Source organism: Lonepinella sp. MS14435 (assembly GCF_042485795.1).
Classification (GTDB): Bacteria; Pseudomonadota; Gammaproteobacteria; order Enterobacterales; family Pasteurellaceae; genus Lonepinella.
In genome coordinates this window covers 1,504,054-1,524,545 of sequence record NZ_CP169368.1, presented here as the reverse complement: position 1 = coordinate 1,524,545, position 20,492 = coordinate 1,504,054, and the positions used below count along the sequence as shown (strand labels likewise).

Genomic DNA, 20,492 nt, shown 5'->3' with positions numbered 1-20,492 from the left:
AGAATGTAAAATGGCAATTCCATTTATTATCGGTGCAGCCGCAGGTATTTCTGCATTAACAGGTCTTTATAAAGGCACCAAAGCGGTGATTAATAATAATGAAGCATCGGATATTAATGATTCCGCAAAAAGTTTAGTGAAATCGGCAGAACGAGATTTAGATAATAGCCGTGAAGCCTGTAATACCGCATTAAATGAATTAGGACGTTCTAAAATCGCTGCATTAGAAAACTGTATTAAAAAATTCGTGGATATTTTTTCCCAATTAAAAAATGTGGAATTTTCTAAAGATCAAACCCTTGAAAATTTAAAACTTGCTGAATTTTCACCAAACGTAATCAGAGAAGTGAGAGAGCAAATTTCAATGTTGGCAACATCAGGACTAGGTTTAGGTGGTGGAGCAGCGGCTGGAGCGGTAACAGCTTTCGGTGCTTATAGTGGCACAATGGCGTTAGCAACTGCGAGTACAGGTACGGCAATTAGTTCATTAAGCGGAGCCGCTGCGACCAATGCGACCCTTGCTTGGTTAGGTGGTGGATCACTTGCATCAGGTGGCTTGGGAATGGCAGGTGGTACGCTCGTATTAGGTGCAGCGGCAGCAGGACCAGCTTTATTATTGGCAGGTTGGTATATGAATTCAAAATCTGAAAAAAGCCTGAATGATGCCAAAAGTAATATGGCACAAGCGAGAGCCTTTAAAGCGGATGCGGATAAATCTATTACGCTAACGAATGGGATTACGGAAATTGCCAGATTTGCAAATAATGTTTTATCAAAAATTAAACCTCTTTCTCGTCGCAGTACGAAAGAATTAATAAAAGTGGTTAATGATTTCGGTTTAGATTACAGCTCTTATAATAATGAAGCTAAAACTATTGTAATGAGGAGTTTAAAATTGGTGCAATTACTAAAAGCGGTGATTGATACACCAATTTTAGATGAAAATGGTAATTTATTAAACGATGCTGAAGCAAATATTTTTAATATTCAACAGGCGATTAGTTAATAATGGAAAATGCTTTCCCCTGCTATCAATGTGGCAAATGTTGTTGCCACATTGGTGGCATAGATGAACTCAAAACATTTGATTTAGGCAATGGCATTTGTCGGCATTATGAACCGATAACGCATTTATGCCAAATTTATCAAGAACGTCCGTTAGTTTGTCGGGTAGAAGCCTATTATAAACAAAATCTTTCTCATATTCTTCAATGGCAAGAGTATGTGGAAATGAATTTAAAAGTGTGTGACTCGTTGAATCAATGATGATTAATTAGGAACAAAGAAATCCCAGCCTTTACATAGATAAGCCCCTTTTTTATAAGGGGTTTATCATAATTATTGTTTTGAAATTCCTTGTTATTCTAACATAACACTTGCAGTGTACGGCTAACGGGCGTAAAATAATCCCATTATTTATCATAAACAAGGAGAAATTATGCAACTAGCCAAAGCAAGATTAGAAGCAAAGGTTAATCCTGAAATTTACCAACTACTCAAACAGGCGGCGAATTTTAGTGGTCGGACATTAACGGATTTTGTAGTGTCGGTGGCTTATGAACAAGCAAAAAAAACTGTGGCAGAACATCATTCGTTGCAACTTTCTTTAAGAGATCAACAATTATTGTTAACTCATTTAGAAAATGAAACTTTTGAACCGACTAAATCCATGCAAGATGCAATGGAGAGTTATCAACAATATTTGGCATTAAGAGAATGATATGGTTGATATTGCACATATTGCCGTGATTCCGTTAAAAGCATTGCAGATTGATAAAAATACCTTTTGTTGTTCGTCTGAGCCGTTAAATGTTTATTTTAAGCGAGTGGCATCTCAAGACGAAAAGCGAGATTTATCGAAATGTTTTGTGTTAATTCATCAACCAACCAATAGCATTATTGGCTATTATACTTTGTCAGCAAAATCTATTCCCATTTCTCATGTTCCGCAAGGTGTGGTTAAAAATGGCGTGTATCAAGAAATTTCAGCGGCACTTATTGGCAGACTTGCTATTGATCAACGATTTGCTGGGCAGGGGTATGGAAAATTTTTAGTGCTTGATGCGATTTTTAAGATTAAAGATAGTCCTTTGGGCGTAACGGTATTAACCGTTGATGCGAAAGACGAAAGTGCAGTGAAATTTTATCAAAATTTAGGTTTTATTAAATTCATTGATTTTGATGAAGAAAATCAAAAGTTATTTTTACCGCTCAAGCATTTTAAACAGCATTTCTCTGATTTTAAATAATATGTAATTTACTGGAGATTCATTTATGCAAATCCCCCAACTCGAAACCCACTACAAATCCATTCGCCACAATTTCAGCGAAAATTTCCGCTTGCGTATCCACCGTTCAATCAGCTGGCTAAAAAGAGCCGAAATGGAAGAAAATGAAGATATGAAATTTATTGCACTGTGGATTGCTTTTAATGCGGCTTATGCTAGAGAGCTTGAAGAAAATTTAGGTGATAAAGCGAGTCTTAATTCATTTCTGCAAAGACTTTGTTCTCTTGATGAAAATCAACAGATTTACCATATTATTTGGACAAAATTCCCCCAAGCTATTCGTCTGTTGTTGGATAATAAATTCGTGTTCCAACCGTTTTGGGATTTTCATAATGGGGATATTTCGGAGCGTGAATATATTAAAGCAGAAATTATGGATCGTGAGCGGTTTTATTCGGCGTTAGAAAAACAAAAAACGGCACAAATTTTATCGGTGTTATTTAATCGGTTATACACCATGCGTAATCAAATCATTCACGGTGGTTCAACTTATGGCGGTTCAACCAATCGTGATCAAGTACGAGATAGTTGCCGAATTTTAACCGCACTTTTACCTGAAATGTTACAAATTATGATGAATAACCACAATGAAATAGACTGGGGTAAGCCGTTTTATCCTGTGGTGGGGGAATAGCTTTATTTTGAAAAATCACAAGATAGAACTGCGGTATAAATAAGGGGCTGTACTAGTTATCTAGTACAGCCCCATAAATAGTTATGGAAAGATCCCACTAAACAGTGGGATCAATTATATCAATATTATTGCACGAAACGTTTCTCAGCTCCACCAAATACGCCATTTTTACCTTTTTCTTCTCCAGAGGTTTGATAGAAAACACCTCCGATTTGGCTTGCAGTAGAGCCATAAAATGCCCCTTTACTCTCAATACCATTGGTATTGCCTGCAAAAGTGTTGCCATCAATGGTGGCATCAAAGGCGACTTTGGTTTGATTGGTTGTATAATCTTTTAGGGTCACATTCACGGTTTTCTCACCAAAGTCAGCTTGAATAGTGGTGTCCATTAATTGATAGTTACCTTTTTCACCATAAGCTGCGAAAGATTTTGTATATGTTACTTTGCCATTTTTTGGCATTGGATAAACTTGATCGCTATTGCGTGAGGTGCCAATGCCACTGACAGGGGTGATATAACCTTGTACAAATAATGTGCTATTTTCACCATCATTAAACACTCCAAAGTGCATATCTTGGAAACTGTCCACGGCACCTTGGAACGTATCACCATTGCCCATGGCATAACCTGATACTTTGCTAGATGTGGAGCCTTCTCTCACATCGCTTTGTGTGAAGACTTTATAATCACCACCGCTGAGTAATTCTCTGGCGGTAAAAATCGCAATTTTTTTATCATCAATCACCAGTTCATTTAAATCTTCTTGAGCATAATTGACGGTGGCAGATGATGTCACGTTACCAGTTGGACTAATGTTTGCGGTAATACCAGATAATTTTTTATCAGGCATGGTAGTGAAACCAGTGCCAGAAAATACCTGACTGACCACATTGTCTTTTGTCGTTGTGTTGTCTGTCGGTGTTGTCATATTTTCCGTTGGTGTAGTGACATTGTTTTGTGTAGAGGAAGACGCGTTGTTACTCGTTTGCCCCGTTGTATTTGTGTTATCTTGTGTATTTTGGGTTTGTACCTTGTTGTCTTCTTTTGGGGAGGCTGTGGCAGAATTTGAGTCACCGCCGCCACCACCAGAGGAGCAGGCACTTAAAGCAAGTGCTGTGGTAATGGCAATAATACTTAAACGTATGTGTTTCATAAGATCTCCTTAAGTAATAAACTAATAAAAAAGGGAAGTATTTCATTTATAAAGCATTTAAAGCCCAGATACTTTATGCGATTTTAATTAACTAGTCAATCTAAATAATAATTGTTTTTATTGTTGTGCGCGGGAGTAATTCTTGATAAAATAACTCCAGCTTTTTGCTATTCTATGAATTTATTTTATCAATTTGTTACAACCCAAAGGACTTTTTTATGAAAAATATGAAGAAATTTTCACTCAATTTGATTACTATCGTTTTCGCCTCAACTGCATTAGTTGCTTGTTCATCTTCCAAAGGTGGTGATGATCCGAATGTGGGCAAATATTTAACTTCCCCACCTACCACGTCAGCTAAACCTATCGATTCTTCTTCATCCAGTAGTGATGAAAGTTCAAGCAGCAATGATTCTACCGCTGATAAAGCCAAAGCAGATGCCGAGAAAGCCACAGCGGCAGCAGAGAAAGCTGCAGCAGAAGAAAAAGCAAAAGCTGCAGCAGAAGAAAAAGCAAAAGCTGAAACTGAAGCGAAAGCCAAAGCAGACGCTGAGAAAGCCGCTGCTGAAGAAAAAGCAAAAGAAGAAGCTGAAGCAAAAGCCAAAGCAGACGCTGAGAAAGCCGCAGCTGAAGAAAAAGCAAAAGAAGAGGCTGAAAAAGCGGATAAACCACGTGTAGATAAAAATGTGGAAATCATTAAAGGTAAAATTGCAGAAAGTACCACATATGTTAACGAGGATGATGAGAAAAAAACGAGATTTACCTATGTAAATGGTTCTCTTATTAAGGTGGGTAAAAATGAAGACGGCAAGATTGTGTTAGAAGACAAAGCTGTGGCGAATACCAACAAAAATCTAAATGCGTTAATTATTGATGGTAAAAAGATTACTTTATATACCGACGATGAAATCGAAACTTGGCGAGACCAAAAAAATGCAGATGGTTCTGATGGTACAGGAGATGTGCCAAATACCACAAAAGACATTCATAATGATAGTGGCGCCATCGGTAAAGTGGGCTATTTACCAAGTAGAAAAAATAGTTATGACTTTGAACAGACTCGATTTGGTTATGTGGCGGATGAAAATGGGGTAATTCATTTATTTGTTCAAGGTATTCGTACGCCAGAAAGTACAGACGCAAATTCAGAATTCAATTATTCTGATCTAAATAATGGTAAAGAGTATGGACAACGCATATCACCAATGGATGATGATGAGCAAACAGGTATCTTTACTTATAAAGGGGGCGCATTCTATGGTAAGGATGGTGCATACACAGAACTTGATGCGTTAGGTGCGGTAGATTTTAACAATAAAAATATGATGTTAGAGTTAAAAGATGGTGACACCGTTAAATTGACATTAGGAGCTAAATTAAAAGGTCTAGAATTTGATGGTATGTTAGAGGGTGTCGAAACTAAAGGCGCATTCTATGGTTCACATGGTCAAGACATTGCGGGGGTATTCTACCAAACGCAAGGTGATGAAAAAGACTATAACGGTGCCTTTGGGGCATCTAGACAAGGCTGTGACTGGCGAGGTTGCGAACAATTAAGTGGTGATCCTGTAGAGCTCCAAAAAATGAAGGATGACGTAGCTAACAAAACTGAGAATGTTAATCTATATCCAACTAGCCTTTATTACAAAGAGCAACTTGATAAAGCTCAAAGCAAATTAACACACGCTGAAGAAATTGTGCCAAAATTAGAGGCAGTAAAAGATAAAATCACAGAGTAATCCCCAAACCTAACGGCGGTTCGTCCGCCGTTTTTTTGTTTTTAGCTTGATAATTTATTAAGGAACATACATGAGTTCGACATACAGATTAACACTTGGTGCGTTCTGTATTGCCTTAGCACTTAACCCTGCTTTATCTCAAGCAGAGGAACAATTAGACCAAATTAATGTGGTAGGCAAGGAAGACGTCAAAATTCACGGCGAAATCAAAAAAACACGTCGCCAAATTCAAGATGAATTAGTTTCTGACAGCCGAGATTTGGTGCGTTATACCACAGATGTTGGGATCAGTGATAACGGTCGCCATACTAAAGGCTTTGCAATTCGTGGGGTGGAGGGAAACCGTGTCGGGATTATTATTGACGGTGTGGCATTGCCCGATTCGGAAGAAAATTCCCTTTATGCACGTTATGGCAACTTTAACAGTTCGCGTATTGTGATCGACCCAGAATTGGTGCAAGGTATTGATATTGTACGAGGATCAGATTCTTTTAATGCAGGGAGCGGAAATCTCGGCGGCAGCGTCAATTATCATACTTTGACGGCGGATGATATTATTTTACCAGCGGATGAAAATGGTCAACGCAATAAAGTCGGCGTATTGTTAAAAAGTGGTTTCGGCAGTAAAAATAACGAATGGATCAATACAGGTGGTTTAGCCTATAAAGACAACGGCTGGGAGGCGGTGGCGCTTTATTCACAACGCCGTGGTCAAGAAATGAAAAGCCGTGGGAATGGTGAAGATATTTATGGTGATGCTCGTGGTATTCCCGATCCAAGCAATCACCGCAATCATAATTTCTTAGGCAAACTGTCGTATTTACTCAACGATACCCATAAATTTAGTGTGTCTTATACAGGCGCAAGAAATTGGGCGCAGAATGATGAAAAATCCTATGCTTTATTAGACAGTTTTTTCCGTAACAGCACCGATAAAACCCACCGTGATAATTTAAACGTAGCCTACGAATATTTCCCTGTCAGTGATTATTTGGCTTATGTCAAATTGGATTACGACTGGCAACGCACGAATGTTGAGGCGTTAAATTACAAAACCTATCGTAATATTTCCTTAATTGAATGGTACGATCGCAGGATGCGTAGCCGCTTTAATCGGATTTCTTTGCGTGCAGATAGCGTGTCATTGGGGGAACGTTTTGGTACCCATTTATTCTCTTTACGCATGGGCTTATCGGACAAGCGTTTCTATAATCAAAATATTGATACCATTGAGTTTCCGAGCCAAAATCAAACCTATGTATTGCCTTATACCATTCAAAATCCAGTGAAAACCATTAACTTTTATGCCTCTTTGCAAGATAAAGTGCAATGGAATGATACTTGGAGCAGTAAATTTGGTATTCGTTATGATTACACTAAATTGACCCCACAAGATGTGAATGAAGTCTGCCATGCTTGTGAGAAAACCACCCCGAAAGGTGCGGAATTTCAAGGGTTAAGTGCTAGCGGCAGTTTGGATTATCAAATTAATGATATTTGGCGAATTGGTTATAGTTTGTCCAGTGGTTACCGTGTACCGTCAGCCTCTGAAATGTATTTTACTTTCAAAAGTCTATCTGGAAACTGGCTAGCCAATCCAAAATTAAAAGCAGAATTAAGTTTCAACAACGCCATTCAGCTTTCCGCTAATGGTGAATTTGGCTCAGCTACATTGAATACTTACCATACTCGCTACAAAGATTTCTTATATGAACGAGAAACTGTCGCTTGGGTAAGCTGTGGCGAACTTTGTAGCCCAACGGAAACCAATGGTTACGCTGAAACCTTGTTCCAGCAAGCACAAAACTTGGATAAAGCTCGCATTATGGGATTTGATTTCACTGGAAAACTTAACTTACATGGTATTTGGAACAGCGTGCCACAAGGTTGGAATGCAATGGGATCCATGGGGTATAGTAAAAGTAAGTTGTATGATACTGACTTGAGCTTACTTTCCATTCAGCCAATTAAAGTCATTTTAGGCTTTGGTTACGACGATCCTGATGATCGTTGGGGATTTTCTGCACGTTGGACATATCTTGGTGCTAAAAAAGCCAAAGATGCTCAAATTCTGAATGCCTATAATGATCCTCGAGGCAAGACAAAGGATTATCCATGGTTAAATGGCTCTGCGACTTTATTTGATGTGTTCGGTTTTGTGAGAGTGAATAAAAACATTACATTGCGTGCTGGAGCCTACAATATTTTTAACCGTAAATATCATACTTGGGATGCTTTACGTGGTATTAATATTACAGCTAGCACGACAAATACGGTGGATAAAGAAGGCAAAGGGCTGGAACGTTATTATGCACCAGGTCGTAATTTTGCCGCATCTATTGAAATGCGATTCTAAACAATAACCCTATCTTTCGCTGCAAAGATAGGGTTATTTTAGAGAGCTGAATTCATTCATTAATAGCGATGAATCTTATCAAAAACTGCGGTCAATTTCTCCGCACTTTTTATGCCTTTGGCACTTTCCACGCCTGAATTTAAATCTAACCCTAAACAGCCTTGTTGTAAGGCAAGATCGATATTTTCTGGACTAATCCCACCTGCCAGCATAATGCGATTTTTCAATTCAGCAGGAATTTTTGACCAGTCAAAGGGTTTGCCTGTACCGCCCTGTTGATTGCCTATTTGACTATCGAGAACATAGCGATTGACCGCTGAAATTTCATCAATTTGCACCGCAGTTTGGTTTTCAATATCCACCGAAACCGCTTGCCAGATTTGAATATTTTCAGGTAATTGTTGACGAAGTGCGGTGATAAATTCGGCATTTTCTGAACCGTGTAATTGCACCGCAAAAAGTTGTAGTTGGCTGGCAATTTTCACGATAAAATCAATTTCTTGATTCTGGAAAACACCGACAAAACGCAGTGGGGCAGTGGTGACTAATTCTTGTGCTTGTCTAAGACTGACTTGACGAGGGGATTTTTCCGCAAAGATTAAACCTCCGTATAAGGCACCTTGGTTGTAGGCTTCTTGCACATCTTGCGGACGAGTTAAACCGCACACTTTATTTTCGCCGAAAATCACCGAACGTACGGCGTTATTTAAATCGTGACTTCCCATTAAACTGCTGCCAATCAAAAAGCCGTGTGATACAAATTTTAGCTGTTGCACTTGAGCGTGCGTGTAAATCCCTGATTCGCTGATAATTCGGGTATCGGCTGGGATCTGATGTTGATATTTTTCCACCAAGTATTTTACCCGATTTAAATCCACCGTGAGATCGTGCAAATTACGGTTATTTACCCCGATAATTTTTGCCCCTAAAGCTAAAGCTCGTTCAAATTCCGCTTCGTTACTGGTTTCGGTTAATACTCCCATGCCAAGCTGATGAGCAAGGTGAGATAATTTTTGGTAGGTTTCATCATCTACCACGGAAAGCATCAATAAAATCGCATCTGCTTGATGGAATCGGGCGAGATAAACTTGATATTCATCGACCATAAAATCTTTGCATAACACGGGCTGGCTGACGATATTTCGCACTTGCTGAATATAAGCAAAATCGCCTTGGAAATATTTTTCATCAGTCAGTACGGAAACAGCGGTCGCATAATGTTTATACACATTGGCAATCTCTGCCAAATTAAATTCGGCACGAATTAAGCCTTTAGACGGCGAGGCTTTTTTACATTCTAAAATAAAAGCAGGTTGTTGATGATTGCCTTGTGCTAATGCCTGATAAAAACTGCGGTCAGAATTAGTGATTTTTTGTTGAAATTCCGTTAAAGGAAATTCCACTTTTTTTTGCTCAACCCATTGGAGTTTGTCTAGTACGATTTTTTGTAGAATGGTTGGGCTGTGATCTAAATTTAATATTTTCATATTTTGTCTTTTTCTTTTTAATGTACTTCGCTTGTCCAAATTCGTTGTAATTTCTCGTCAAGGGTAATTAATTGTAAGCCGTAAGTTTTAGCCGTAGCCAGTATAAGTGCATCGGGGAGTTTTATTTTGTGATGCTTGCGAATTTGGATAGTCACTTCAATGACTTCATCATTAAGGGGAAGTTTTCTCACATCTGTGAGTAAATAACGTAAGCCTTGTTCATCTATCTCCGTGAGGTGCTGCCAACTAAATAATTCTGCATAGCTAATTACGCTATAAGCACATTGCTCATAACGTAAGTCAAGATGCTGAATTATTTCGAATACTTCGTTTCGTTGTTCATGCCAACGAATAATAAAACAGCTATCTAGTAAATATTTAATTCCATTCATCACGCATCATTCGTTGTAGTGTGACGGCATCGTATTGTTCATAACTGGTTGGTTTTACAATACTTTTTGCTCGCATTATCATTGGGTTTTCGGTAGCAACAGACTTCGTGTTATCTTGAGCAATTAATTTGGCAAGATAATTGGTAACGCTTAATCCGTTATGCTGTGCATTTTTAATAATCATTTGTTCAATGGGTAATGGTAAGTCTAGGCTCATGATTTATCTCCTTGAGTTTCCATTTCATTCTAACACAAAATGAAAAAAACAACTTATTTTAGGGATGATTTTTTCAATTATCTGTTGTCTGTTCACCATGATATGTGGTGCTATCCTAATACTTTGTTAATGCTACCAAAGTTTCATAAGGTTTACCGCTAGTTATCACGCCAAGCACCTGTTCCACATTGGCTTTTAAATTTTGATGACCAAACACTTTCATTAACATTGCCACATTCATTGCCACGGCTTGAACGTGTTCGGCTTTGCCTTTGCCTTGTAAAAGTGCGGTGAGAAATTGTGCATTTTCTGCGGGTTCACCCCCACGTAGGCTTTCTAGTGGTTGTGGTTCAAAACCGAAATCATAAGGGGTTACGCTGTAATAAGTAATCTCGCCGTGACGTATTTCTGCCACATCGGTTTTGCCGTGAATCGCCACTTCATCTAAACCAGAACCATGTACCACAATGGTATTTTTACCGCCTAAACGGACTACCGTTTCCGCATAAGGTTTGATTAAATCTGGCGAATACACCCCTAATAATTGATGCGTTGGGCGAGCAGGGTTGCATAGTGGACCAAGAATGTTAAACAATGTGCGAGTCTTCAAGGCTTGGCGAACTGGAGCAGCATATTTAAAACCTTGATGATATTGTTGCGCCCATAAAAAGCAAATATTGGTTTCATCTAATGCCTTGCGTGCAGTTTCAGCACTCATCGCAATATTTACGCCTAACGCACTCAATACATCACTAGCCCCTGTTTTGCTCGATACACTACGATTGCCGTGTTTGGCAACTTTAAAGCCAAGACTGGCAGCCACAATGGCAGAGGCAGTGGAAATATTAATAGTGTTGGCACCGTCGCCACCTGTTCCGACAATATCGGCAAAATCATAATGTGGGGTAGGGAAATGTTGAGCATTCGCCACCACAGCATTGACTGCACCACTGATTTCTTCTGGTGTTTCACCACGTAATTTTAAGGCAATTAATGCCCCAGCTAATTGTTCATTAGCTAATTCACCGTGCATAACAGCGTTAAATAGTTGTTCTGCTTGTTTTTGGCTTAATGGTTGTTTTTCAAAGAGTTGGGATAATAGTTGTTCAATTTGCATAATGTGTTCCTTGTGTAAAAAGAGGTTTAACGATAAATACTATAAGCTAAGTCGTTGGCTTCATCACCTGTCATACCACGGAAACCCCAGCAATGTGGCGGTTGTTCTTTAATGGTGATTTCCACATCAATGGCATTAATATCCGCCCGTTGTTCCAATTCACAGAACAGCATTTTTATTAGCCGTTTTTTGGTATCTTCAGAACGCCCTTGCATCAGGTTAATTTCAACCACAATAAAATCGTCTGTTCGCCCCTCAGGACAGAAAAAATCTTCTCGTTCTAAGCCGATAAAACGTAAAGTATGTTTACGTGGGGGAATATCCAGTTGCATATTTAAGCAATCGTAAATTGCCTGCATAATCTGCTGTTTTCGTGGTGCAAGCGTGTGTTTTAAACCATAAACAATAATCATAATTTCCCCTTATCGGTTAACTAACCAATGAATTGAATTTTCTAATAATTTTCCACCTTGAACAGTTAAAATACTTTCAGGGTGAAATTGAAAGGCACAAATTGGCAAGGTGCGGTGACGAATTGCCATAATAATATGGTTATATTCTGCATTGACGATTAATTCATCGGGTAATTCGGTTCCCATTAGGGAATGATAGCGAGCCACGGGCATCGGATTAGGTAAATCCTTAAACATGGCTTGTTCATCATGGTTGATTTTTGACACTTTGCCGTGTAACACTTCACCTGCATGAACCACCTTGCCACCGAAAGATTCAATTAAGGCTTGATGTCCTAAACAAATCCCAATAATCGGCACTTGATTTTTGACTTTCTCAATTAAGGCAAGCATATTGCCAGCTTGAGCAGGTATACCAGGTCCGGGAGAGAGTGCCAAAATACTGTCAGGTTCAAGGCAGATTTTGGTTAAAAAATCCAGCTCGCAGTCGTTGCGATAGACTTTTACGTTATGCCCCAGCGTGCGGAATTGATCCACTAGATTGTAAGTAAAGGAATCAAAATTGTCTAAAAATACGATAGTTGCCATAATTTGTTCCTTATGCGAGTTGGTTAGTTTGAATAATGGTATTTAACACCGCACGAGCTTTATGGCGGGTTTCGTCCGCTTCCATTTGTGGATCGGAATCCAACACTTCGCCACAACCTGCTTGCACGTGTGCTATGCCATTTTGTACAAAGGCGGAACGAATGACAATGCAAGTGTCGAAATTGCCGTCTGAACCTAAATAGCCCACCGAACCGCCGTAGCTATGGCGTTTTTCTTGCTCAAATTGATAAATCAACTGCATGGCTTTAATTTTCGGTGCACCTGTCAGCGTTCCCATATTCATACAGGCTTGATAAGCATGTAAGGCATCTAATTCAGGGCGAAGTTTACCCACTACACGAGAAACCAAGTGCATAATATGTGAATAGCGATCGACCTGCATTAAATCACACACTTGACGTGTACCACTTTCGCAGACTCGAGCAATATCGTTACGGGCTAAATCCACCAACATCAAATGTTCGGCTAATTCTTTATGATCTAATCGCATTTCTAATTCTAAACGAGCATCAAGTTCAGGATCGATCTGACCATTGGCATCAAATCCCCGTGGGCGAGATCCTGCAATCGGGTAAATTTCCAACTGGCGATTTTCCGCCGAATATTTTAATGCACTTTCAGGTGATGCTCCGAATAGGGTAAATTCATCATCTTGCATAAAGAACATATAGGGGCTTGGATTGTTCAATTTTAACTGACGATAGGTTGCCAGCGTATTGGGACAAGGCAACGAAAAACGGCGAGATGGCACGATTTGGAATACATCACCGTCATAAATATGACGTTTAAGTGCGGTGATAATTTGTTTAAATTTGTCATCATCGTGATTAATTTGTACCTGCGTATCCGCTTTTTGAATGGTGGGTAACGGTTTCAAGTTCTGTAAATCTTGCGAAATTTTCACCGTACTTTGTTGCAAATCCGCTAATGCTTTGGAATTAAAACAGAAAGTTTGCAATGTCGCCTGTTGGGTTGGGTGATCAAAACGCAGTAAATGTTCTGCTAAATAAAAGACATAATCGGGGCAAGTTAAACCATCATCTTGTAACTGAATACCGTCCATTGGAATAAAATTTGCCACTAAATCATAGGCAAATAATCCGCCTAAAAAAATGGGCGTTTGACTATGAGAATAAAGCGTAGCAATTTGACGAAGTCCGTCAAACACGGTGGCAGATTGTAATTTGCTGTCTTCATCAAGATTTTGATCGAGTGCCGCAAATTCTGCTTGCAGGGTAGTTTGATTAAGTTTTGTGAGTATAGCTAAACCCTGTAACTTTTCTTCAAGGTGAATTAAAACGGTGTTTCCATTATCTGTTAATGCTTTAAATGTGACAATTTGTCCTGTGCAAGAAATTTTTACTGCCGCATTGATCAGTAACAAACTTTTTAAACTATTTTTACTAGAAATCTCCGCACTTTCGAGCAGTAAACTATTCGTATTGGGTGGACAAAGGGTGGTTAGCACTTGGGTGAGATCAAGATGATAATCTACTTGTTTATTCAGTACCTGAATATAAGGTTGAAACATAAAATATCCTTATTAAAATTCTTTTGTACTATTAAACTAGTACAAAAGAATTTTGTCAAGGGGAATTATTATTTTTTCTTGAATAACCCGAAAATAGGGCAGAAAAAGTGCGGTGTTTTTTGCCTGATTTTGTAAAAAACGTTATCATAGTCGGCTTGAAATAAGAAGAATAACAAAAAAGGTAAACGCAAATGTTTGCATTAGAAATAAAAGGTTTAACTAAATCCTATAAAAATGGTGTCAAAGCGTTACATGGGATTGACTTAACCGTAGAACGTGGCGATTTTTATGCGTTGCTGGGACATAATGGGGCAGGGAAATCGACTACCATCGGGATTGTTAGTTCGTTGGTGAATAAAACCAGTGGTACGGTAAAAGTGTTTGGCTATGATTTAGATCAACAGTTGAATTTAGTCAAGCAATGTATCGGTTTAGTGCCACAGGAATTTAATTTTAACCAGTTTGAAAAAGTGATTGATATTTTAATTAATCAAGCGGGTTATTATGGGATTACGCGTCCAGATGCCCTGCAGCGTGCTGAAATTTGGTTAAAACGATTAGATTTATGGGATAAACGCAATCAGCGAGCCATGCAATTATCGGGTGGTATGAAACGCCGTTTGATGATCGCACGGGCTTTAATGCACCAACCTAAATTATTGATTTTAGATGAACCAACCGCAGGCGTGGATATTGAATTACGCCGTAGTTTGTGGACGTTTTTGGCGGAAATTAATCAGCAAGGTACCACCATTATTTTAACCACCCACTATTTAGAAGAAGCGGAAATGTTATGTCGCCATATCGGGATTATTCAGCAAGGGCGATTAGTGCAAAATATGGCAATGAAAGATTTGCTGGCGAAACTAGAAACTGAAACCTTTATTCTGGATTTAGATAAAAATGCGACGTTGTCACAAATTAGAGATTATAAGATAAGGGCGTTAGAGCAACATTCTATTGAAGTGGAAGTACACCGAGAACAAGGACTAAATTCCTTGTTTATCCAACTTACTGCACAACAGGTACAGGTACTAAGTATGCGGAATAAAACCAACCGATTAGAAGAATTATTTGTCAGAATGGCGTTAAATAAACAGGTAATAGGGGATAAATAACATGAAATTAGCTTGGGTGGCGTTTTACACCCTTTTACGTAAAGAAATTAGCCGTTTTATGCGAATTTGGCTACAAACATTGGTTCCGCCAGTGATTACCATGACTTTATATTTTGTGATCTTCGGGCAATTAATCGGTAGTCGAATTGGTGATATGGCAGGCTTTAGTTATATGCAATTTATTGTGCCTGGTTTGATTATGATGTCATCATTAACCAATTCTTTTGGTAATGTGGCATCTTCTTTTTATAGCACGAAGTTTGCACATAACGTGGAAGAACTGCTGATTTCGCCAGTATCTCCCCATATTATTATTTTAGGCTATATGGCAGGTGGTATGGTGCGTGGGTTATTGGTCGGGATATTAGTCACCATGGTGTCATTATTTTTTGTATCTTTTGATATTCATTCTTGGGGTGTGATTGCCTTAACCTTGTTATTTACCACAGCGACTTTTTCTTTAGGGGGCTTGATAAATGCGGTTTTTGCCCAATCTTTTGATGATATCAGTATTATTCCGACCTTTGTGTTAACGCCGTTAACCTATTTAGGGGGAGTATTTTATTCGATTTCCCTGTTACCGCCATTTTGGCAAGGTGTATCGAAATTAAATCCGATTGTGTATATGATCAATGGTTTTCGTTATGGTTTTTTAGGCATCAGCGATGTGCCGTTGGTTTATACTTTTACGGTATTGATATTGTTTATTTCTGTGTTATACGGAATGGCTTATTATTTAATTAGCCGTGGTATTGGGTTGCGTAGTTAGGATTGAGTTTAGCTTCCCGAAAGTGCGGTGTATTTTAATGGATTTTTTATAGGAGAAACAACATAGATGTGGTCTGAAATTGCAATTGGTTATGGGATTTTTATTTTAGAAATTTTAACCATTTTATTAGTGATTGCTGGGATTGTCGCCGTGATTATGGCGTTAAAAGAGAAATCTGCTCATTCCCATGGTGAATTGGAGATTACCGATTTATCGGAACAATATGAGGATAACAGCAAAAAATTGCGTGATTTTCATTTAACGGAAGATGAATTAAAAGAGCAAGAAAAAGCCGAGAAAAAGGCGGAAAAAGCTAAAGCGAAAGCCTTGAAAGCCAAACGTAAAAAAGGTGAAGTTGTCGAACAAGATGCGAAACCGACTTTGTATGTGTTGAATTTTAAAGGCGATATTCAGGCATCTGAAACCACGGCATTACGTGAAGAAATTAGTGCCATTTTGCAAGTAGCCGATCCTGCAAAAGATGAAGTGTTATTACGTTTAGAAAGCCCAGGTGGCGTAGTGCATGGCTACGGTTTAGCGGCTTCACAGCTTGCTCGTTTAAAACAAAAAGGGATTAAACTCACGGTGGTGGTGGATAAAGTGGCAGCCAGTGGGGGGTATATGATGGCTTGTGTGGCAGATCGTATTATTTCTGCTCCCTTTGCGATTATTGGTTCTGTTGGGGTGGTAGCACAGATTCCGAATATTCATCGTTTATTGAAGAAACACGATGTCGATGTCGATGTGATGACGGCTGGTGAATATAAACGCACGGTGACTATTTTGGGTGAAAACACTGAAAAGGGCAAACAAAAATTCCAACAAGAATTGGAAGAAACCCATGAATTATTTAAACAATTTGTGGCACAACATCGACCGCAGTTAGATGTGGCGAAAATTGCCACGGGTGAACATTGGTTTGGTCAACAAGCTTTGGATTTACATTTGATCGATGAAATTGCTACCAGCGATGATGTGATTTTGCAAGCGATGGGTGAAAAATCTGTACTCGGCGTGCAATATAAACAGAAGAAATCTTTGTTACAAAAACTGGGTAAACAAACCGAAGAAAGTGCCAATAATCTGTTGGTTAATTGGTTAAAACGTGATGTGAGAACTTTTGGCTAGTTTCTTTACAAAAAATCTTTATTATGTAGAGAAATTTGATTTACTTTATGATTTTTTCATATTACCATACCATTCAATTATAGTGATTGTTTAATAAATATGTTATAGGGCAGTTATTTTTCTCCGTTTCACTGTAATTGGGTATTTTAGGATTATGAAAACATTATTTAAGGTAAAACGAATGAAATTATCACATTTTTTATTATCAACTATTGCGGCAACTACATTAGTAGCTTGCGGAAATTTAAGTGATGTACCTGACGAGGGAAGACCCGTAGGTGAAACAACAGATCAAGCCATCGCTAATTTAGTATGGCCAGATATTGATAAAGCACGTTTTAACCATGATGGTTCACAATTTGGTTCATGGCCAAACTGGGATAATGTTCGTATGGTTGAACGTGGCATGAATAAAGACCAATTATATAACTTGTTAGGTCGTCCACATTTCGCTGAAGGTTTATTCGGTGTGCGTGAATGGGATTACGCCTTTAATTATCGTGAAAACGGTGTTCACAAAATTTGTCAATATAAAATTTTATTTGATAAAAACATGAATGCACAAAGTTTCTTCTGGTATCCAAATGGCTGTAATGGTAGCACATCATTTGATTTAAGCGGTGATTTCTTATTTGACTTTAATAAAGATGTGTTAACTGTTAAAGGTAAAGAAGTAGTAGATAATGTTGCAGCACAATTAATTAAATCAGGTGCGAAAGACGTTTCTATTGATGGTTATACCGACCGTTTAGGTTCTAATGCTTATAACTTAGATTTATCACAACGTCGTGCAGACCGTGTTAAAGCTCGTTTAATTGAACAAGGTGTTCAAGCTAACTTTGTAGCAACAGGACATGGTAAAGCAAATCAAGTTAAAGCCTGTAACGGTGAAAAAGGTCAAGCATTAAGAGATTGTTTACACCCTAATCGCCGTGTAGTAATTAAATCATCAGGTACATCAGATCAATCAGGTTCAGCTAAGGTAGCAGGTTTTAAAGGTCCAGCTCCTTACTATCAAAAATAATTCTGTTGATTAATGAAAAGGCTAAACATTTGGTTTAGCCTTTTCTTTTATCTGTTAGTTAGATAGTATGGATATTGGTATGAAAATATAGGATATTAAACATGAAGAAAGTCAATATTCAACAAGCCGAATTCTTATTAAATCAAAAAAATCGTTTAAAAATACCGCACTTTCAAATTCAACAAGGTGATTTTTGGGTTGTAGTGGGAAGTAATGGGAGTGGTAAAACGGCTTTTTCTTTAGTGATTGAGGGAAAAATTCCTGTTTATTCGGGGCAATATGAAAATACTTTTAGTAATATTCAGCAATTTTCTTTTGAAAAACAGCAAAAAATTTTAGAACAAACTTTCCGTGATCGGAATAATGATTGTATTAGCCCTGATGATTTTGGTAAAACCGCTCGCCAAACTATTTTAAACGGTTCGGATCATCATCAATTATGTCAACAATATGCAGAAATGCTTGGTATTACGCCACTATTAGATCGTCCTTTCATGCACCTTTCTACAGGTGAAAGTCGCAAAATCCTATTAGCTCAAACCTTAGTGCAGCAACCAGATTTACTGGTTTTAGATGAACCCTTTGAGGGACTAGATCAAAAATCGGTGCAAGATTGGCAATCGCTATTAGATATTTTATCTAAACAAACCACATTATTGCTGATTATTAATCGTTTTAACGATATTCCGCCCACGGCTAAACAGATTGCCTTGTTGGAGCATTGCGAACTTGTTTTACAAGGAAATAGAACGGAAGTAGAGCAGCATAGTATTTTTCAACAATTACACTATGCTGAAAATGCCATTGATGTACCTTTACCTGAAAGTGCTTCGCCAGTGCAAAAACTCGATCAAAATACACCGCACTTTGAATTGGAAAATGTGACTATTCAATATGCGGATAAAATTATTTTAGATAAATTAACTTGGACAGTATTACCACGGCAACATTGGTGGATTAAAGGACCTAATGGTGCAGGAAAATCGACTTTACTTTCTATTATTACAGGTGATCATCCACAATCTTACAGTAATATTGTGCGGTTATTTGGTCGTCAACGTGGTACGGGGGAAAGTATTTGGCAAATTAAATCCAATATTGGCTACGTAAGTAGTCAACTACACATGGATTATCGGGTAAATTGCTCTGTATTAGATGTGATTATTTCAGGTTTTTTTGATAGCATTGGTGTCTATCAACGCACTCCCGATGCCTTGCGAGTGAAAGCGATGCAATGGCTAGAACGAATCAATTTGGTTAACTCGGCGAAAAAGCCATTTCGTTCACTTTCTTGGGGGCAGCAGCGGTTATTGTTAATTACTCGAGCAATGGTGAAATATCCGCCTGTGTTAATTTTAGATGAACCATTGCAGGGGTTAGATGGGTTAAATCGAGCGTTAGTGAAAAATTTTATCGATCAATTAGTGCAAAATAGTGCGACACAATTATTATTTGTATCACATCAAGATCAAGATGCACCGCAATGTATCACCCATATTTTTGAATTTGTGCCAAAAGAAAATGGCTATCAATATGTACAAACTGCGGTGTAAAATGCTATAGTTTTGCTGAATTTTTTATAAGGAGATTATTATGGAATTTTACGATGGCTTACCTGTCGCAACGATTGTGTTTATTGCTTTAGTTGCGTTTGTTTTATATTCAACCTTAAAAACCGTACCACAAGGTTATCACTGGACCATTGAGCGTTTTGGTCGTTATACCAGAACCCTTTCACCAGGCTTGAACTTTGTGATTCCTTTTGTGGATCGTGTAGGTCGTAAAATTAATATGATGGAACAGGTGTTAGACATTCCATCACAAGAAGTGATTTCGAAAGATAATGCCAATGTGTCCATTGATGCGGTATGCTTTGTGCAAGTGATCGATGCACGTAGTGCCGCTTATGAAGTCAATCACTTGGAACAGGCGATAGTCAATTTGGTAATGACCAATATTCGTACTGTGTTGGGGAGTATGGAATTAGATGAAATGCTTTCGCAACGAGATAGTATTAATGGACGTTTATTGGCGATTGTGGATGAAGCGACCAATCCTTGGGGCGTGAAAGTGACTCGGATTGAAATTCGAGATGTGCGTCCTCCGCGTGAATTAAGTGAAGCCATGAATGCTCAAATGAAAGCAGAACGGAATAAACGGGCGGAAGTGTTAGAAGCGGAAGGGGTTCGTCAAGCTCAGATTTTACGTGCAGAAGGGGAGAAACAATCTCGAATATTGCGTGCCGAAGGGGAAAAACAAGAAGCGATTTTACAAGCCGAGGCTCGTGAACGTGCTGCTGAAGCGGAAGCCAAAGCCACTCAAATGGTATCTGAGGCGATTACCAATGGGGATACCAAAGCGATTAATTATTTTATTGCTCAAAAATACACTGAAGCACTAAAACATATCGGTGGATCAGATAATAGCAAAGTGGTATTAATGCCTTTAGAAGCAGGTAATTTAATGGGGTCTATAGCAGGTATTACCGAATTATTAAAAGGTGATAAAAAATAAGG

At 38.5% G+C, this 20,492-nt stretch carries 21 protein-coding genes; 13 read left to right on the top strand and 8 right to left on the bottom strand.

Annotation, left to right across the window (positions count from 1 at the left end; translation table 11 throughout):
* Window positions 1-10: 10 nt before the first annotated feature.
* The 5 genes from O1Q80_RS07275 to O1Q80_RS07255 all read left to right on the top strand — a co-directional run bounded on the left by O1Q80_RS07275 (window position 11) and on the right by O1Q80_RS07255 (window position 2,922).
* Complete coding sequence (locus tag O1Q80_RS07275; protein WP_386694009.1) at window positions 11-1,006, top strand: hypothetical protein; 996 nt, start codon at window positions 11-13, stop codon at window positions 1,004-1,006.
* Window positions 1,007-1,008: 2 nt separating this feature from the next.
* Complete coding sequence (locus O1Q80_RS07270) at window positions 1,009-1,266, top strand: YkgJ family cysteine cluster protein (protein ID WP_386686357.1); 258 nt, start codon at window positions 1,009-1,011, stop codon at window positions 1,264-1,266.
* A 172-nt stretch (window positions 1,267-1,438) separates the two neighbouring features.
* Window positions 1,439-1,720, top strand: a complete 282-nt coding sequence (locus O1Q80_RS07265; RefSeq protein ID WP_386694007.1) for a DUF1778 domain-containing protein — start codon at window positions 1,439-1,441, stop codon at window positions 1,718-1,720.
* A gap of 1 nt (window position 1,721) precedes the next feature.
* Window positions 1,722-2,249, top strand: coding sequence for a GNAT family N-acetyltransferase (locus O1Q80_RS07260; protein WP_386694004.1), 528 nt, complete (start codon window positions 1,722-1,724; stop codon window positions 2,247-2,249).
* Between the two features lie 25 nt (window positions 2,250-2,274).
* The gene (locus tag O1Q80_RS07255) at window positions 2,275-2,922 is read left to right on the top strand and encodes a hypothetical protein (protein WP_386694002.1); all 648 of its coding nucleotides are present in this window, start codon (window positions 2,275-2,277) and stop codon (window positions 2,920-2,922) included.
* Between the two features lie 125 nt (window positions 2,923-3,047).
* On the opposite strand, the gene O1Q80_RS07250 is transcribed toward O1Q80_RS07255, so the two are convergent.
* Window positions 3,048-4,076, bottom strand: coding sequence for a transferrin-binding protein-like solute binding protein (locus O1Q80_RS07250; protein ID WP_386694000.1), 1,029 nt, complete (start codon window positions 4,074-4,076; stop codon window positions 3,048-3,050).
* Between the two features lie 218 nt (window positions 4,077-4,294).
* On the opposite strand from O1Q80_RS07250, the gene O1Q80_RS07245 reads away from it, so the two are divergent.
* Window positions 4,295-5,815, top strand: a complete 1,521-nt coding sequence (locus tag O1Q80_RS07245; RefSeq protein WP_386693998.1) for a transferrin-binding protein-like solute binding protein — start codon at window positions 4,295-4,297, stop codon at window positions 5,813-5,815.
* 70 nt (window positions 5,816-5,885) lie between these two features.
* A complete protein-coding gene (locus tag O1Q80_RS07240; protein WP_386693997.1) occupies window positions 5,886-8,171 on the top strand; it encodes a TonB-dependent hemoglobin/transferrin/lactoferrin family receptor in 2,286 nt (761 codons plus the stop codon).
* A gap of 59 nt (window positions 8,172-8,230) precedes the next feature.
* Here O1Q80_RS07240 and trpCF read toward each other — a convergent pair whose 3' ends face one another.
* The 7 genes from trpCF to trpE form a co-directional block, all read right to left on the bottom strand.
* Window positions 8,231-9,658, bottom strand: coding sequence for a bifunctional indole-3-glycerol-phosphate synthase TrpC/phosphoribosylanthranilate isomerase TrpF (gene trpCF / locus O1Q80_RS07235; RefSeq protein WP_386693994.1), 1,428 nt, complete (start codon window positions 9,656-9,658; stop codon window positions 8,231-8,233).
* A 17-nt stretch (window positions 9,659-9,675) separates the two neighbouring features.
* On the bottom strand, window positions 9,676-10,050 hold the full coding sequence (locus tag O1Q80_RS07230; protein WP_386693993.1) for a type II toxin-antitoxin system VapC family toxin: 375 nt from the start codon (window positions 10,048-10,050) through the stop codon (window positions 9,676-9,678).
* Window positions 10,037-10,267: a hypothetical protein gene (locus tag O1Q80_RS07225; RefSeq protein ID WP_386693991.1), complete on the bottom strand. Its 231-nt coding sequence runs from the start codon at window positions 10,265-10,267 to the stop codon at window positions 10,037-10,039. Before O1Q80_RS07225 ends, O1Q80_RS07230 begins: the two co-directional genes overlap by 14 nt.
* Before the next feature lie 115 nt (window positions 10,268-10,382).
* Window positions 10,383-11,384, bottom strand: coding sequence for an anthranilate phosphoribosyltransferase (trpD, locus tag O1Q80_RS07220; protein WP_386693989.1), 1,002 nt, complete (start codon window positions 11,382-11,384; stop codon window positions 10,383-10,385).
* A 26-nt stretch (window positions 11,385-11,410) separates the two neighbouring features.
* Complete coding sequence (locus O1Q80_RS07215; protein WP_132302453.1) at window positions 11,411-11,797, bottom strand: tautomerase family protein; 387 nt, start codon at window positions 11,795-11,797, stop codon at window positions 11,411-11,413.
* A 9-nt stretch (window positions 11,798-11,806) separates the two neighbouring features.
* Window positions 11,807-12,385 carry an aminodeoxychorismate/anthranilate synthase component II gene (locus tag O1Q80_RS07210; RefSeq protein ID WP_386693988.1) on the bottom strand — a complete coding sequence of 193 codons (579 nt, stop codon included), beginning with the start codon at window positions 12,383-12,385 and terminating at the stop codon, window positions 11,807-11,809.
* A gap of 10 nt (window positions 12,386-12,395) precedes the next feature.
* Complete coding sequence (gene trpE / locus O1Q80_RS07205) at window positions 12,396-13,937, bottom strand: anthranilate synthase component I (protein ID WP_386693985.1); 1,542 nt, start codon at window positions 13,935-13,937, stop codon at window positions 12,396-12,398.
* A 191-nt stretch (window positions 13,938-14,128) separates the two neighbouring features.
* Between trpE and O1Q80_RS07200 the strand changes: the two genes are divergently transcribed.
* The 6 genes from O1Q80_RS07200 (at window position 14,129) to O1Q80_RS07175 (ending at window position 20,490) form a co-directional block, all read left to right on the top strand.
* Complete coding sequence (locus tag O1Q80_RS07200) at window positions 14,129-15,055, top strand: ABC transporter ATP-binding protein (RefSeq protein ID WP_386693984.1); 927 nt, start codon at window positions 14,129-14,131, stop codon at window positions 15,053-15,055.
* Window position 15,056: 1 nt separating this feature from the next.
* Window positions 15,057-15,824: an ABC transporter permease gene (locus O1Q80_RS07195; RefSeq protein WP_386693981.1), complete on the top strand. Its 768-nt coding sequence runs from the start codon at window positions 15,057-15,059 to the stop codon at window positions 15,822-15,824.
* A 66-nt stretch (window positions 15,825-15,890) separates the two neighbouring features.
* On the top strand, window positions 15,891-16,952 hold the full coding sequence (gene sohB, locus O1Q80_RS07190; RefSeq protein ID WP_386693979.1) for a protease SohB: 1,062 nt from the start codon (window positions 15,891-15,893) through the stop codon (window positions 16,950-16,952).
* Window positions 16,953-17,133: 181 nt separating this feature from the next.
* A complete protein-coding gene (locus O1Q80_RS07185; protein WP_386686317.1) occupies window positions 17,134-17,976 on the top strand; it encodes an OmpA family protein in 843 nt (280 codons plus the stop codon).
* Window positions 17,977-18,077: 101 nt separating this feature from the next.
* On the top strand, window positions 18,078-19,529 hold the full coding sequence (modF, locus tag O1Q80_RS07180) for a molybdate ABC transporter ATP-binding protein ModF (RefSeq protein ID WP_386693978.1): 1,452 nt from the start codon (window positions 18,078-18,080) through the stop codon (window positions 19,527-19,529).
* Window positions 19,530-19,569: 40 nt separating this feature from the next.
* Window positions 19,570-20,490, top strand: coding sequence for an SPFH domain-containing protein (locus tag O1Q80_RS07175; protein WP_386693976.1), 921 nt, complete (start codon window positions 19,570-19,572; stop codon window positions 20,488-20,490).
* The last annotated feature ends 2 nt before the right edge of the window (window positions 20,491-20,492 follow it).